Annotated in this window: 21 protein-coding genes and 1 tRNA gene; 21 read left to right on the plus strand and 1 reads right to left on the minus strand. The window is 51.6% G+C overall.

The annotated features are described in order from the left end of the window. Window positions 1-31 precede the first annotated feature (31 nt). The 21 genes from LG200_RS05165 to LG200_RS14190 all read left to right on the plus strand — a co-directional run bounded on the left by LG200_RS05165 (window position 32) and on the right by LG200_RS14190 (window position 14,760). Entirely contained in the window at window positions 32-490 is a 459-nt protein-coding gene (locus tag LG200_RS05165; RefSeq protein WP_226756516.1) for a phage regulatory CII family protein, read from the plus strand. Beyond that, window positions 487-684 carry a hypothetical protein gene (locus LG200_RS05170; protein ID WP_226756517.1) on the plus strand — a complete coding sequence of 66 codons (198 nt, stop codon included), beginning with the start codon at window positions 487-489 and terminating at the stop codon, window positions 682-684. Before LG200_RS05165 ends, LG200_RS05170 begins: the two co-directional genes overlap by 4 nt. A gap of 284 nt (window positions 685-968) precedes the next feature. Continuing rightward, window positions 969-1,616 (plus strand): tyrosine-type recombinase/integrase, encoded by a 648-nt coding sequence (locus LG200_RS05175; protein WP_226756518.1) that lies wholly within the window; start codon window positions 969-971, stop codon window positions 1,614-1,616. Then, window positions 1,613-1,828 (plus strand): hypothetical protein, encoded by a 216-nt coding sequence (locus tag LG200_RS05180; protein WP_226756519.1) that lies wholly within the window; start codon window positions 1,613-1,615, stop codon window positions 1,826-1,828. The genes LG200_RS05175 and LG200_RS05180 overlap by 4 nt, the downstream gene beginning before the upstream one ends. Beyond that, complete coding sequence (locus LG200_RS05185; RefSeq protein ID WP_226756520.1) at window positions 1,825-2,088, plus strand: hypothetical protein; 264 nt, start codon at window positions 1,825-1,827, stop codon at window positions 2,086-2,088. The genes LG200_RS05180 and LG200_RS05185 overlap by 4 nt, the downstream gene beginning before the upstream one ends. Then, window positions 2,085-2,612 carry a hypothetical protein gene (locus LG200_RS05190; RefSeq protein ID WP_226756521.1) on the plus strand — a complete coding sequence of 176 codons (528 nt, stop codon included), beginning with the start codon at window positions 2,085-2,087 and terminating at the stop codon, window positions 2,610-2,612. Before LG200_RS05185 ends, LG200_RS05190 begins: the two co-directional genes overlap by 4 nt. Continuing rightward, entirely contained in the window at window positions 2,609-4,522 is a 1,914-nt protein-coding gene (locus tag LG200_RS05195) for a DNA cytosine methyltransferase (protein WP_226756522.1), read from the plus strand. The genes LG200_RS05190 and LG200_RS05195 overlap by 4 nt, the downstream gene beginning before the upstream one ends. Continuing rightward, on the plus strand, window positions 4,522-4,764 hold the full coding sequence (locus LG200_RS05200) for a hypothetical protein (protein WP_226756523.1): 243 nt from the start codon (window positions 4,522-4,524) through the stop codon (window positions 4,762-4,764). Before LG200_RS05195 ends, LG200_RS05200 begins: the two co-directional genes overlap by 1 nt. After that, a complete protein-coding gene (locus LG200_RS05205) occupies window positions 4,761-5,255 on the plus strand; it encodes a DUF1643 domain-containing protein (RefSeq protein WP_226756524.1) in 495 nt (164 codons plus the stop codon). Before LG200_RS05200 ends, LG200_RS05205 begins: the two co-directional genes overlap by 4 nt. Then, window positions 5,252-5,527, plus strand: coding sequence for a hypothetical protein (locus tag LG200_RS05210; protein WP_226756525.1), 276 nt, complete (start codon window positions 5,252-5,254; stop codon window positions 5,525-5,527). The genes LG200_RS05205 and LG200_RS05210 overlap by 4 nt, the downstream gene beginning before the upstream one ends. Next, complete coding sequence (locus LG200_RS05215) at window positions 5,524-6,003, plus strand: hypothetical protein (protein ID WP_226756526.1); 480 nt, start codon at window positions 5,524-5,526, stop codon at window positions 6,001-6,003. Before LG200_RS05210 ends, LG200_RS05215 begins: the two co-directional genes overlap by 4 nt. Then, entirely contained in the window at window positions 6,000-6,605 is a 606-nt protein-coding gene (locus LG200_RS05220) for a hypothetical protein (RefSeq protein ID WP_226756527.1), read from the plus strand. The genes LG200_RS05215 and LG200_RS05220 overlap by 4 nt, the downstream gene beginning before the upstream one ends. Continuing rightward, window positions 6,602-7,132 carry an HD domain-containing protein gene (locus LG200_RS05225; RefSeq protein WP_226756528.1) on the plus strand — a complete coding sequence of 177 codons (531 nt, stop codon included), beginning with the start codon at window positions 6,602-6,604 and terminating at the stop codon, window positions 7,130-7,132. The genes LG200_RS05220 and LG200_RS05225 overlap by 4 nt, the downstream gene beginning before the upstream one ends. Then, window positions 7,129-7,296: a hypothetical protein gene (locus LG200_RS05230; protein ID WP_226756529.1), complete on the plus strand. Its 168-nt coding sequence runs from the start codon at window positions 7,129-7,131 to the stop codon at window positions 7,294-7,296. Before LG200_RS05225 ends, LG200_RS05230 begins: the two co-directional genes overlap by 4 nt. Further along, window positions 7,293-7,433, plus strand: coding sequence for a hypothetical protein (locus LG200_RS05235; RefSeq protein ID WP_226756530.1), 141 nt, complete (start codon window positions 7,293-7,295; stop codon window positions 7,431-7,433). Before LG200_RS05230 ends, LG200_RS05235 begins: the two co-directional genes overlap by 4 nt. A gap of 1 nt (window position 7,434) precedes the next feature. Continuing rightward, the gene (locus LG200_RS05240) at window positions 7,435-7,839 is read left to right on the plus strand and encodes a hypothetical protein (protein ID WP_226756531.1); all 405 of its coding nucleotides are present in this window, start codon (window positions 7,435-7,437) and stop codon (window positions 7,837-7,839) included. Then, window positions 7,826-8,041: a DNA translocase FtsK gene (locus LG200_RS05245; protein WP_226756532.1), complete on the plus strand. Its 216-nt coding sequence runs from the start codon at window positions 7,826-7,828 to the stop codon at window positions 8,039-8,041. Before LG200_RS05240 ends, LG200_RS05245 begins: the two co-directional genes overlap by 14 nt. 4 nt (window positions 8,042-8,045) lie before the next feature. Beyond that, window positions 8,046-10,784: a toprim domain-containing protein gene (locus tag LG200_RS05250; protein ID WP_226756533.1), complete on the plus strand. Its 2,739-nt coding sequence runs from the start codon at window positions 8,046-8,048 to the stop codon at window positions 10,782-10,784. Further along, window positions 10,774-11,283: a hypothetical protein gene (locus LG200_RS05255; protein WP_226756534.1), complete on the plus strand. Its 510-nt coding sequence runs from the start codon at window positions 10,774-10,776 to the stop codon at window positions 11,281-11,283. The genes LG200_RS05250 and LG200_RS05255 overlap by 11 nt, the downstream gene beginning before the upstream one ends. Continuing rightward, complete coding sequence (locus LG200_RS05260; RefSeq protein WP_226756535.1) at window positions 11,273-12,274, plus strand: tyrosine-type recombinase/integrase; 1,002 nt, start codon at window positions 11,273-11,275, stop codon at window positions 12,272-12,274. The genes LG200_RS05255 and LG200_RS05260 overlap by 11 nt, the downstream gene beginning before the upstream one ends. Before the next feature lie 872 nt (window positions 12,275-13,146). Then, a complete protein-coding gene (locus LG200_RS14190; RefSeq protein ID WP_226757306.1) occupies window positions 13,147-14,760 on the plus strand; it encodes a recombinase family protein in 1,614 nt (537 codons plus the stop codon). Here the strand turns inward: LG200_RS14190 and LG200_RS05270 are convergent. Further along, a tRNA-Asn gene (locus LG200_RS05270) sits at window positions 14,719-14,794 on the minus strand. The two genes, LG200_RS14190 and LG200_RS05270, sit on opposite strands and share 42 nt — an antisense overlap. Between the last annotated feature and the right edge of the window lie 244 nt (window positions 14,795-15,038).

A 15,038-nucleotide genomic window follows, 5' to 3' on the forward strand; every position in this document is an offset into this window, starting at 1 on the left:
TAGTAGGTTAATTTTGACGGGGGATTCATAGATGGCAGCCGCCTTACCCAAGAACATTCACGTGGCTTATCACGATGTAGTCCATGACTACGGCATTGATCTGATGGCCTCGCTGATTGGAAGCACACCTGGGGTTTTGTACAACAAAACCAATCCGGACCATGAAGGGCACAACAAGCCTACCCTGGCAGATGCCGTGATTGCCACCACCGTTACAGGTGACAAGCGGATTGTGCAGGCTTTCTGCCAGATTGCTGGGGGCATATATGTTGAAAGCCCCGACCTATCAAACCTGACCACCGATTCCCTGTTGCTGCACATCCTGAAGATTGAATCCGAGGGTGGCGACTTTTACCACGAGTTACAGAAGATCCTCACCAATGGTGGACGGCCAACCCCTGAATGTTTTTTCAAGGTTAAGAAAGAGGCGGATGAATGGATTGCCGCCATCCATGAGGCCCTTTTCCGGATTGAGGAAATGAGCAAGTGAAGCCAGTACCACCAGCTGTTGCCAGGCGCGGCCTTAATGAGGTCCGCGACAACCTGCAGCCAGGTGATGCATTGGATGTGACCAGCTTTTTTTTACGCATTTTCCGCAGCGATATTGAAGCCAAGCTCAAGCAGGAGCCCATCCCATGCGCAGATCACGCAGCCGGCATCAAAAGCGATTGCCGCTTGAAATAGTGGAAATCCCGGAAGGGGTCATGCGGGCGGCCTATCAGCGCTGCCGGCTGGCAGTGAGTTTTGAGGCGGCAATGCAGGACAGGGGATTGAAGGTGTGTTTGCGCAACGTAGCAGTTTCTGTGATGCGAAAGGGGAGAGGGTTTTGAACAGGATTCTTGAAGGCGTTTTGTATACCAGCGTGGCAGTGGCGCTGGCAGTTGTAGTCATGTCACCCGATTTTCCGTGGGGGGTGCCCATGTTGGAAGAGACCACGGATCAATCTATGGAAAGAGCGAGCCATGAAAATGATGAAGAGGTACTTGACGGAAGGCGAGCAACGCCTACTCCTATCAGCCCCGAAGAAATTCTCGGATGTACTAGCCCAGAGGGACTATGCCTGGATGTCCCTGTTAAACCTCACAGGGTTCCGCGTGACCGAGTTCAGCCTGCTGACAGTGGGATGCGCCCACAACGCGCTAAAGCTTGGTTATGTGTTTATCCCACGCGAACACCGCAAGGGCAAACGCAAGGATCATTCAAAACTGGTCACCCAGCCCGTGCGCGATACCTTGCATGAGCTATTGAACATCCGTGAGCGCATGGGATATATCAACCACCCTGACCAGCCCTTGGTCATGAGCCGCAACAGCAAAGCCATGTCTGTCCGGAGCTATCAGGCCCGTGTGGCGCATTGGGCAGCCCTGGCTGGATTGCCAGATGGGGTTTCGCCGCATTGGTTCCGCCATACCCGCGCCATGAACATCATGGCCCGCACCACCAGCCGAGACCCACGCGGCATCGTCCAGGCTGAGCTGGGGCATGCATCCATTGCCAGCACCGGCATCTACACCGCTGTGACACGTGAAGCCATGGCTGCAGCCCTCAATGAGGTGGATGGCGTAGTGGTCCGCAAGCGTGCAGTGCGTCAACACACCGAGTGGAGGGCGTCATGAAGGTAGATCAAGTCAAGGAAATGTTAGCCCAGATGTTGGCTGACATGGAGAAATTGGACGGCGGCCTATTGACCATGACGATTTCTGACAGCACATCCCAGAAACCCATATTTGCACTCATCGCCATTCGTGGAGCTGATACAGCCGCCTACCTGGCAGCCATCAATGATGTGGAAAAGCGGCTTGAGCAGGAAGTAGGGCAGCCGTCATGAATGAACATTTAAGAGCCTCCATCCTTGTGGAAAAAGCAGAAATTGAGCTTTCAACGTGGATCACGGATTATGAACCCAAAGAAGTCGCATCAGTTTTAATAATCAGCACTGGTAGGGCTTCCTTCCATGTGAGCATCGAACCATGGCAATGCCATGAGCTGAAAGCCGCCATTGATCAGCATCTTGATAATCTCTGCGTCAAAACCAAAGAGCTGGAGCAACTTCAGTTTGCTGAGAAACAAGAGGTGCTGCCGCTATGAGCGACATCAAATTTTACAAGTCAAACCACCCCACACTCACCGCAATCTGCGTTGATATCCTGGAGAAAAAGAAGGCACTGCACAAAGTTGCTGTCGCCTTCGCAGACCAGTTTGGTGGAATCCCTGTGGTGCTGTATTCACTTCATGATTACAGCGTTGATGGCATTAAGTTTGAACCAGCCAATGACAGCCCTTTGTGGACTTTGCCCGATCGCAAATACTTCAACAGTCAGCGCCCCAGGGCTACCTTAAAGAAAGCTACACCAGCCCAGCGTGAAGAGCTTAAGGCACTCAACGAGAGGTGGAATTCGAGCTTCCCCACTGAAAAAGTGAGCTTTGAACCACTGTACAAGGCCATGAACACGGACTGGGGCCATGTTTTCTTGCTTGGGATGGGCTTCTTTTATTTCGAGGGAACGCTGTACGTCAATACTGGTTGCACACTGAATGAGCTGATGACGGAAATCACAGTCACGGAATTTCGCGCTGCCCAGGCGCTTCAGACTGCGGAGAAATCAGCATGAGCGATATCCATGAAATCCGTCATTTCCACTTTGCCTGCGGGTCTGGTGGTGGCAAGAAAGGCCTGAACAAATCCAGCGCACGTGTGGGCAACATGATGGCCACATCGCGCTGCATTGGTGGCATTGACGTCAACCCGGGCGCCATCCGCAATTTCGACAATGCAGGACCAGGGCGCAAGGGTACCGTGATGGATCTGTTTACCCGTCAACAGTACATTGCATTCCATGGCCGTGAGCCAGGTGATCAGTGGCGTGAAGTCACACCCGCTGATATCCAGGCAGCGGCAGGCCATGAGCACCCGCACATCGTCCTGATCTCATCGCCATGCAAGGGCTTGTCCGGCCTGCTGTCTGAAACCTTGAGCAAGACCGGCAAGTACCAGGCACTGAACGAGCTGACACTGCGCTGCGTATGGTTGATGTGCGAAGCCTGGAAGGACGACCCGGTCGAGCTGATCGTATTTGAGAATGTCCCGCGCATTGCCACCCGGGGCCGTCACTTGCTGGACCAGATCGAACAGATCCTGCACCACTATGGCTATGCCGTGGCAGAAACCACCCACGATTGTGGTGAGCTGGGCGGTTTGGCCCAAAGCCGCAAGCGTTTCCTGCTGGTTGCACGCCATATGGAGAAGGTACCCAACTATCTATATGAGCCACCCAAGCGCCCATTGCGTGCCGTGGGTGATGTGCTGGGCCGTATGTTGCTGCCGGGTGATCTGCGTGCTGGACCTATGCACCGCATCCCATCATTGCAGTGGAAAACATGGGTCAGGCTGGCATTTGTTGAGGCTGGTAGCGATTGGCGTAGCCTGAATAAATTAGCGGTCGAGGATGGCCTGCTGCGTGATTACCTGATTGTCCCTGACTACCACGCTGGCTATATGGGCGTGAATAAATGGGCAGACTCCACTGGCACCATCACTGGCCATGCATCGCCGTCCACCGGAAAATTCTCTGTGGCTGACCCGCGCTACAACGGCAAAGAGTACATGCAATATGGCGTGATCCCGTTTGATCAGTCCATGGGCGCCATCAGCAGCCAGTCCAAACCCGGCGGCGGTAAATACACGGTCGCAGATCCACGCATGCCAGAGAAAGCCAACCGGCAAAACGGCATGTACCGGGTTGTGAGTTTTGACCGTCAGGCAGGTGCAGTCACCGGCGCTGCCCATGTTGCCGGTGCTGCCATGTCAGTGGCAGATCCACGTGGTGGTGACGACCCTAGCAAGCTGCATGGAAAATACCCCGTGACCTCATGGAAGGAGCCTACCAGGACAGTCATTGCTGGGGCCGTGAATGGGGCTTGTGCGGTGGCTGATCCTCGTTCCAATACTGGTTTTGGTGGCAAGGGAAAATACCGTATTAACGGTTGGGATGAGCCAGCAGGAACCGTGATTGCTGGTAGTACCACAGGACAAGGTGCATTTGCAGTGGCAGATCCACGCACCAACCTCGACCGGGAAAAGGGCGACCATTACCTGACGGGTGGACACTATGGCGTAATCCCATGGGACCAGCACACAGGTGCCGTCAGCGCTTCAGGCAAGTTCGACAATGGCCGTTGGTCTGTTGCTGACCCTCGCATCCCTGCTGCAGACGAAAAACTCATCGCCATCATCCAGTCACTGGATGGCACATGGCACCGTCCGTTCACCACACTAGAGCTGGCAGCACTGCAAAGCTACATCGACCCGGAAGAAAAGCTGGTACTTGATGGCTTGAGTGACCAGGAGTGGCGCGAGCAGATCGGCAACATGATACCGCCTGACTCCATGGAAGCCATCGGCAATGAATATTTTCTGACGCTGCTGCTGGCTTGGTCGGGTGAAACCTTCCAGCTCAGTGCCAGCAAGGTTTGGGTTCAGCCAGTGGCGGTGGCTTTGAGCGTGGCACAGGGGAGTTTGTAATGGGATACATCAATCCACTTTTACAACTTCCTGCTGGGAAGAAATTATTGGAGCTTCCAGCCTCGGAAAGGCAGCTCATTGAAAACGTCATGCGTGAACTGAGACTTCAAGCCAATGATGAGGCGGATAAAGCCTGGAAGCGTCGGAAAGGCCCAATGGCTGCATATTGGAGAGCTGTTGCAACTTATGCCAGGCACATTGCTCATGCGTGTTCACAAAGAAATGTTCGAGGTCACAAATGATCACCACATCTAATACCGGTGCGACTCTTTCACCTTGTGGCCTATACCGTTATGCCCTGTGGCGTGTATGGGACAACACCAAAGCTCCCATGCTGTTCATTATGTTGAATCCATCAACTGCCGATGCTTTCAAGAATGATCCCACAGTGGAGCGCTGCGAACGCCGGGCGCGATTCATGGGCTTTGGCAGCTTATGGGTGGTTAATCTATTTGCTTTGCGATCAACCAATCCTGCTTTGCTTTACGGGCACAGTGATCCAATAGGTCCCGACAACGACTCCACCATCCTGGATTTAATCAAGAGCGCAGGTATGGTGGTGTGCGGTTGGGGTAAGCATGGCGATCTATTAGGTCGAGATCTGGCCGTAATTTCACTCCTACGCTCTGCTGGCGTTGTTCCTTACTACCTTGGTCAAAACCGCAATGGTTCTCCCAAGCATCCGCTTTATGTGGGCTATGCCGTTGCCCCCATGGAATGGAGTATGGGATGAAAGTCAAAATTACATTACCCCCATGCGATTGCATCAACCGGTGCGGCGATGATCCATGGATTTCCACCGGAAAAGCCAAGCCTTGCAAATCCTATATTGAGTGGCAAGCACGACTGCTGGCTGCACAAAGTAGGGATGACCGTATCAAGTCGGCGTTGATACAGGCTGAAAGCTTCATTTCAGGTTTTGAGGATGATGAGTTGCAGGATGGTGTTGAGCACCAGCTGGTTACGCTTCGTGGCCTGATCCAAGAATTGGAGGTGAAGGCATGAACACCCAACCCAATCGCGCCATGCGGCGCCATTCTAGCAAGTCACCAGGTTCCGATCGCAACAAAGCCAACCCACCCATGCTGGTTACCCGCACCTTGGCCAACACCGAAATGGAGATCCGCGAGCGTCAGTGCATCAACGCGTTTACCCATGGTGTTGCCAAGGAACAGCACTTCGATTTGCTCCTGCTGATGATGAACCTGCTGCTGATCGCTGGCCAGACCAGCCCAGAGCGCAAATATGCCCTGGATTACGCAGAACAGAAGATCAAGCCAGTGATTGTTTCCATCCGGGGCCGATTTGGTAATACAGGAAAACTGGGTGTGAACGCCCTGGAGCTGAAAGCCCTGCGTGACATGGTCGACTTCTCCAGGGAGTTCTGGCTGCGCCAGCCAGGTGAATTGTGGGTTTATGCAGATAAAGAGGTCTGCGCTTATTACGACGAATTGGCAGCCAAAAGGAGGGCAGCAGCATGAGCAACGGTGAATTGAATCAAGGCCATCTTTATTACTTGCAGGACAGCCGGGATTTTGTTGGCAACAATGTTCTGTGGTGGACCAAGGACGGGATTGGTTATACCACTGATTTATCCCAAGCTGAGGTCTTCAGCAAGGTTGACGCATTCAAGCAGCATGCATCACGTGTATCTGATTTTCCTTGGCCCAAAGCATATATTGATTCCAAGGCCCGTGCGGCGGTTGATTTTCAGGATATCAGCCAGGAAGGTGCAAGTAATTTCGATGCCGCTCACCAGCCAGAGCAGGAACAGATCATTCTTAATCAAGACGAAGATTTTATGAGTCGTATTCGATTAATTATGAATAAGTATGGGTTTCAGAACCGAGAAATGGCTGATGACATTGTCGCTCTTGTACAAGCCAATCAAAAGAGTGTGGTAAAGGTTGAAGATCTAGGCGATCTGGACCGTCTCATTAACCATGCAGCAATAATGGGCCATGCACTGGTTGAGGATGATAGAAACCGTGCAACTGAAAGCTGGCGATCTTTACCACAGCACCTTCAAGATGCCATTGATAAGGCAGAGGCAATTATTGGTCAGGATGAGGTGCAATCATGACCTGCCGCCCCGACATCCTCACCGCCAGCGGTGCTTACTTCGATTTTCTGACCCCCAACCTGAACACCATCGAGATCACCGACATTGCGCATGCATTGTCACATCTGTGCCGCTTCAACGGCCATACCAGCAAGTTTTACTCGGTGGCTCAGCATTCTGTGATGGTGAGCGAGATTGTGCCTTATGAGCATGCGTTGTCAGCGTTGCTGCATGACGCCTCTGAGGCCTATCTGGGCGATGTTACCCGGCCACTCAAACAGCTACTGCCTGAATATAAGGTGATTGAAGCGCGGGTGGAGTTGGCTATCGCCATCAAGTTTGGCCTGCCATTGAAGCTGCATTCCACCATCAAGCATGCAGACATTGTGCTGCTGGCCACTGAGCAGCGGGACTTGATGCCAGCCCATGATGACCAGTGGGCATTGATTGATGGCATCACCCCGTTGCGCATGAAGATCCATCCTTTGGCGCCGCTGGATGCATACAAGGCATTTATGTATCGCTTCCGGGAGCTATCAAAATCATGAAGCACATCTTTCTAGATCCTCGAATTTTCAATTATGTGATTCTGGCGTTGTACAGCCTGAACATCTTGCGCTGGGCATTTGAGCGCAATGCGTTTGGGGTGTGCTATTGGCTTTCTGCCGCCGCGATCACTGCTACTGTGACCTTTCTGGAGCCAGGGAAATGAAAACACTTTGCGGACTGGTGGTTATCTGCGTGATTTTTTGGGCTGTGGGTAAGACCATGAGCAAGGATCTGCGCGAGTTTGAAGGGGTGCTGTTGATACTCATGGCGCTGATCCTTCAGGCATTGGTGGGGTTTTGATATGGCCCATCCCACCATTCAAATTGATCTGCTGCTGCACTTTGCTGAAGACAAGCGACTGTACCGTGCATTTGACCACATCATTGCAGTCAGCAGCTGCAGTCTGTTGGTGGTGCCTGTCCAGCACATTCGCGGAAGCTTTGCCGGGGTGCTGGATGGTTGCCCGGTGCCTTGGGAAGAGGTGCTGGACCTGATTGAAGCCGAGGGAAGCGACAGCAACCGGCTATCGGACATTGCCTATATCTGGCCTCATCTGGATCCACTTTATGCCCTGTATGAGCAGATGCATTTTGAGCGCATCAGCCTTGCCGGCAATACCTCCAACAACATTATTCGCGTGAGCCACCCGTGTGGCCTGCGCTTTGCCATGACCGAACCTTTAGGGGATTTCCATGAAAAAAACTAAGCTGTTAGACCCAAGACAAGACCCCCTATATTCCGCCGCCCGTGCATTGGTGTTGAGTGCCGGCAGGCCCTGTGAATCACTCATCCAGCGCAAGCTGCGCATCAGTTACAGCCATGCCATGCGCTTGATGCGTGGGCTTGAGGGCGATGTGATTACAGCCCCTGATACCTATGGACACAGACAATTAATCAAGCAGGGGTAAGGCCGTGGCATCGATTGACGAACTCAAGCAGCGGGTAGACCTGCATGACCTGGCTGACCATTTAAAGCTGGTACGTCCAGGTGGCAGCAAGGGTAATTACCGCAGTCCGCACCACAAGGATGAAGCACCTTCGCTGCAGATTGGTACCAAGGCTGGACCTGATAAATGGCGTGATTACTCTGGTGATTCCAATGCATCTGGTACGTGTGTTGACCTGGTCATGTATGTGCTGCGCATGGACGTGGCTGACGCCATTAAATACCTGCACAACTACCTTGGTATCCCACTGGATAAGCCAGAGAAGACCGAAAGGCGCGAGAAAACCCGTGTTGAATACATTGCTGACCAGTGCTATTCAGACACCAGTCACGTGGTGGAGTATCTCAAGGGGCGGGGTATTAGCGAGGAAGTGATCCTCAAGGGCCTGAACAAACGCACAGTGGGGTTTAACGACTACCGATCCACAAAGATAGAAGAAGGGCAGCCCATGCATGGTGGACCAGCTGCTGCATTCATTGTAAAACCCCTTACTGGTGGCCCCGTGGTGGCCGTGGATATGCGGTATTTTGACGCTACCATGAATGGTGGCGTGAAAACCCAGTGCCAGGGTGAGAAGTTTGGCTATGGCTGGGCGCTGGATCCCAAGGCTTTACTCAAGGCGCATACGGTGTACCTGGTGGAATCGCCCATTAATGCCATGTCGATCGAGAGTTGTGGCATGCCTGGTCGCGCTGCCTTTGCCATCCGTGGTACCGGCAATGCCAGCAATATCCCGCTTGATTGGCTGAAGGGTAAGCGTGTCCATATCTGCATGGACAATGACCAACCGGATAACAATGGGCGTCGCCCTGGTCTTGCCACCGCATGGGAGCTGCATGAGCGCCTGACGGCCATGGACATCAGCGCCATGATGCTTGATCAATCCAAGTGGGTAGATGGCAATGAGAAGCCGATTAATGATGTCAATGATCTACTGCAGGAAATGGGGCTTGAAGCCCTCACCAGGCTGATGCGCCAACTCGAACCCTGGTTGATTCAAGGTCAGGCAGGAAAGAGGGAATTTAGTGAAGGCAATCAACGCGTGTATTTGCCTTATTTGGATGACAATAAATATTGGCGCTATCGCGTCACTGAGGATTTCACAAGTTATATCACCGAAATCAAGCAGGGCGATGACGGTGAAAGCTATACGTTTGGCGAGCTGTGCAGCTTCCGAGTGGCTGGCCTATCCCGCGTGACGATCGCTAGTGCCACTGCGACCATGACAGGTGATGAGGATACACAGCCAAAGGTGCAGTTTGCCGTGAGCGTGCAGACGCCACGCAATGGCGCGGATCTCCAACGCCGCGTGGTGGAAGATGAAAAACTGTTTAATGTGGACACGTGGAAGCGATTCGGCGCCGTATGGAAACAAAGCGAATTCTTGCGCATGATCAACATCCTGGAGCGTGGCGCCCACATCGGTTCACGCAAGGCTGCCAATTTTGTCGGCCTCTGCTATATGGATGGAAAGCTCAAGGTCAATGAAGGGCCTGATTGCTACTTCACCAATCCAGATCAACAGTGCCCATACCATAACCTCACTTTTCCCAATGGGCACCAGCGAGACGCTCGCACCGTGATTGATGCATACCAGCAGACATTCAAGGGCAACGCAGCGCTGATGGCGCTGGTGTGGGGTCTGGGTGGCCACCTGAAGGTGTTGTTAGGCTTCTGGCCACACATGATGATGCAAGCTGACAAGGGGCAGGGTAAATCCACGCTGATCAAGCGCCTTGAGCGTAGCATCGGATTTACAATGTTTTCAGGCCAGTCACTCCAGACCGAGTTCCGCTTGCTGACATCAATCAGCCACACGTCCCAGCCTGTGGGCTGGGAAGAGCTATCCGCACGCCGCCAGGACATTATCGAAAAAGCCGTTGCCCTGCTGCAGGAAAATTACCAGTACACGGTCAACAGACGCGGGGCGGATATGACGGAATTCTTGATATCAGCCCCTGTGCTGCTAGCAGGAGAGGATGTGCCGGTGCGCTCATTGACTGGCAAGATTGTCCGCACCGACCTGACAGGCAAGAAAGGGCCGATCATGCCCGATGATTTGCCCAGCTTCCCAGTGAGGCAATGGCTGGAATTCCTGACAGGACTTAACCGCAAGAATGTGCTGGCAGCCTATGAAACGCTGCGGGAGCATTGCCTCAAGCAATCAATGGCCAGTGGATCAGACGATGGGGCGGTGCGCATGGCAAGCAATTATGCAGCTGTGCTGACGGCCTGGCGCTACTTATGCGAGTTTGCCGAGATCCCAGTCACCCAGGGTAATTTCGGGGCGGATTTGCTCAAAGACATGAACCTGCACATCAAGGAAACCAGTTCAGACCGTGAGCCCTGGATCTGGATCATGGAGACTGCGCTCTCTGAGATTGCCCGGGGTGAATTCCGCTATCCGCACAAGTTCGATTATGTGGACGGAGAGCATTGCCTCTTGATCCGCACCAGCCATGTCATGGATCACCTGGCACAGACCCCCGCGCTGCGTGAGAAGTGGAACGGCCTGCCGGTGAAGTCTGACCGCGTATTCAAGAAGCAGCTACAAAACGCAGGCGCTATTTTCAGCGACAGCCTAGAGCGTACTATCAACAGCAACCGAGTATCGCACCTGGTGGCCCTGCAGCTCTCCAAGCTTGCACAGTTTGGGCTGCACGCAGTGACCAAGGTAGAAACGGACTTCAATCATGTTCCTTAGATCCCCCCGCACCCCCCATCAAGGAAAGCAGCCGCTTTTTTTTGTCCGCTGCGCGTTTTCTGGAAAGGTTGTGGGGCAGAGTGGCGCTAACCCGTGGATTCAGCATGTTTCTGGACGTAAGTTATTGATTGTGGAGCGGTATGCATCCACGGGTAATGCTGTTAAATCCACGGGTTCATGTGTTTTATCCACGGATTACCCTGTTTTATCCACGGGTCGTTTTTCTACACTTCACATTAATATATCTATCTATCTTATTCTTTTAAAAGAAATAAATAATAATGGAATAGGCCTTAAAATAGATAACACTGATCCACGGGTTAGCAGAGCTGCCTATTTTTTAATCCACGGGTTAGCAATTAAAAAAACGCTAACCCGTGGAAATCCGTGGATGCATTTATCATTAATAATCAAAATGATAAGTCAGTATTTCATTCAATCCACGCATCCACGGGTTGTTTTGCGTGTGGGTATTTTTGGAGCCGCTCATGTCCAATGATGTTATCGATCGATTTTTAGAATATAAATTGGTCAACCAGAAACGATCCGCAAGAACTGGAGAGGTCTACAAGCTTGTACTAAGCCGCTTTCAAGTGTTCATGGGTAACAAGTCACTTCATACTGCGACCAGCGACGACCTGGTCGCATTCGCTGGACCTTGGTTGCACAAGCAGGGGGTCAAGCCAGGCAACCGGCGCATTCATGTGGTCAATATCAGAGAGTTCTTCAGCTGGATGAAGAAGACTGGCCTGATCAAACGCGACCCAGCCCTCATGCTGCAGGCCCCATCCCAAGCCAAGCGCATACCACGCATCATTACGCTGGAGAATGCGGAGCGCTTGATGTGGGCACCTGATGTATCCACATTCAAAGGCCTGCGAGACAGCGCCATGATCGCCATGTTAATTGGCTGCGGGCTGCGTGCATCGGGCCTTGTCAGCCTCAATGAAAGCCAGCTCATTCAGGACAGGATTGATGACAGGATCAGGTTGTTGATCCGGGTCACGGAAAAGGGCGATAAGGAACGCAAAGTTCCATTGCCCCAAGAGGCAGATCTATTGCTGCGCATGTATCTTGAACATCCAGACCTGAAGGATATCGACCGGGCATTGCCAGATGGTGACAGAGTCCTTTTCGTCAGCATCACCAACCGTACTGTTCCAGCCCATGAGTTCATCGGGGAAAAGCGGCGCCTCAACCGCAAGGCTGTGTGGTCTGTCATCAAACGATATGGCCAGCTGCTGGATATCCCAGAGGATCAGATCCATCCCCATGCCTTGCGTCACCTGTTTGGCACCGAATTGGCAGAGGATGATGTGGATATCCTCGTACGTCAGAACCTCATGGGCCACGCTGATCCCAAGAACACTAAGATCTACACCAACCTTGCCATGCGTAAACTGACCAGGGAATCAGATCGTGCCAATCCATTAACCAAGATGAAGACACCAGTAAGTGACATCCTCAAGCGACTGGAGAAAAAGCCATGATCCAGATCCCGCCATTTTTTAAGGCTCAAGATCTATGCGCGCGCTTGACTTCCATCAACCAGACGCAACGCCTATTAAGGGTGGTTGCCAAGACCTCTGTATATATGGTGAACCTGCGCTGTAGCTGGGTGGATTCGTATGCCTACGCAGCCTTCGCAACGAGGTCCAATATCGGGCTAAAACAGTTAACCGGACGCAACTACTCCAATCCCCTGTACTGCGTGATATGTAGAAAAGCGCAGTTGATAAACGACACAATGAGGGCTGAGCCATGTGCCAAGTGAATGAAAAGCGCAGTTCATCACTGCAAACTGCCACCCCCCTGGATAGCCAAGGGGTGGGGGGTAACAGGGTGGGGGGTCGGCATGCACCCCCCGCCCCCCCCACCATGGGAGGTGGGTACCTAGATAACTGCACTACCTCAAACTTCACAAAAAAAATCGCGCCAGAAAAAAAACGCGACCCTCGGTTATTGGAACTTCAGCAAGTGGGATTGCAGCCTGTGTGGCTTGAGATAGCTGAACAGGTCGGAGTTGATGTATTCCTGAATATTTGGCGCATCCTGGACGCCAGGCCTGCACACTTCACAGATGAGGGGCGCGTGTTAGTGCCGATCAGGCGGTATCAGATTTTTCTTAGGTATCAGCGAAACCGTTATATAGATACGCTTCAGAGCTCTGGGCTTACACCAAGGGAGATCAGAGAACTTGTTTATAAACAGGTGGGGGAAAAAATGAGTCTTAGGCAGATAGAGCGATTGTGTAGCAAGGGAAAGGCCTAAGCGGCCATGCGGAGCATTTGATGTTTAACATTGTGAAAAATTTAGTTTTTTCCACATATTGCCCAAACAACATAAAGGCTATGATTGGGACATGAAAAATAAAATCACGGCGATAGTATATGGTCGCGTTTCCACTACTCGGCAAGCTGAAGATGGATTGCCCGTAGAAAGCCAGGTGGAGCAAGGTATCAAAAAAGCCCAGTCAATGGATGCTGAGTTGCTAAAGGTTTTCACAGATGAGGGGATATCGGGGCGCACTTCCAAACGTCCAGCATTCCAGCAAGCCATTGCCTTCTGTGCATTGCATAAAGTTACCTATTTCATAGTTTGGAGCACATCTCGCTTTGCACGTAACAAATTGGATGCAGCTGCCTATAAGCTTGAATTGAAGCGGCATGGCACTAAAGTGATATATGCCAGCAACGATATCGACAGTGAAACGGATGAAGGATGGTTCTCGGAGTCCATTTTTGAAATTGTTGATGAGCATTACAGTCGCGTAATCAGTAAAGATACACGCCGCTCTATGATGAAAAATGCAGCTGATGGCTTTTTCAATGGTGGTCGCGTGCCATATGGCTATATCGCAGTGCCAGAAGGCAAGCGAAAACGCCTGGATATTTACGAACCCGAGGCCACAATCGTGCGGCAAATATTCCGTAGTTATCTGGAAGGCGCGGGTACGAGGGAAATTGCTATACAGCTGAACAGGGCAGGTTTGCTCAAACGAGGTGTGCCTTGGGAAAAAAACACCATTACGCTGGTCTTGAAAAATAAAGCCAACATAGGCGTGACCGTTTTCAACCGAAAAAACCACGCTGATGGCATATTCAAGCCAGAAAAAGACTGGGTGATCACCAAAAGCCACAATCCCATCATTAAAGATGAGGATTTTGAGGCCGTCCAGCGTGGATTTAGAAACCGCACTAGCTCAATCAACAACGGTTCACCTGTTAGTAGATATGTTTTCACGGGAATCTTGCGCTGTGGTCTTTGTAACGCTCCCATGCAGATCGAAACTGCCAGAGGACGGGCCGCGCAATACAGTTACTACAATTGTCGCAATTTCCTGAAGGGTAAGGGCTGCATCAACCGCCGCGTGAGCGCTGATCAACTGGATGATTGGCTGATGGATGCAATTCTGCAACGGGTTTTTACGCCAAAACGCATGGAAGTATTGATGCAGGAGGTACTGCAACTACGCAGCGAATGGCATCAGAATCACCAGGCCACAATTGACTCCATCGCTTCACAAATAAGCGATGTTGAGCGGCGGCAGACCAAACTATATGAAATCCTAGAGTTGCACGGAGTTGACGCCCCCAACCTTGGTGACCTCTCCGAACGCCTAAGACTGTTGAAAAGTCAAAAGGATAATTTGCAAAATGAATATTTACGCGTAAGCCTTCAATCTGAGCCTTCTATGCAAGTTTCAGCATCAGATATGCAAAAAGCCACCGATTTTATGCATAAAATTGTAAAGGAATGCAGCGATCCCAAGAGGGTGCGCGAATTCATGAAGTTGATGATAAAAGAAGCCGTCATGACACCAGACTCTGTTGATTTGGTGTATTGGCCAGAGAGAGTGATTTCTGTCGCTGAAAATGAAAAACTCACTATAAACACGGTTGAAAAACAACCGGTTCATAGTGAGCCTCATATCTGGCTCCCCGACCTGGGCTCGAACCAGGGACACACGGATTAACAGTCCGTTGCTCTACCGACTGAGCTATCGGGGAATCGATGAAGGCGCTACTATACTGGCTTGGCGGGGTGTGGTCAACAATATTCTGCAATTATTTTGTAGAATTTCCGGGTTGGATTTTTGGTTCTTTTGGTGAACAAGAATTTTCCTTTTTGAATCAATATTTCTCGGGAGCTACATTGAAATTCAATGAATGAATGCGCCTGGATTCTTAAGCACCAGTCCCAAGAGCTTAGGGATAAAAAAGCCCGCATTAATGCAGGCTTTTTTATTCCTCA

The organism is Methylobacillus caricis (assembly GCF_020532705.1).
Lineage (GTDB): Bacteria > Pseudomonadota > Gammaproteobacteria > Burkholderiales > Methylophilaceae > Methylobacillus > Methylobacillus caricis.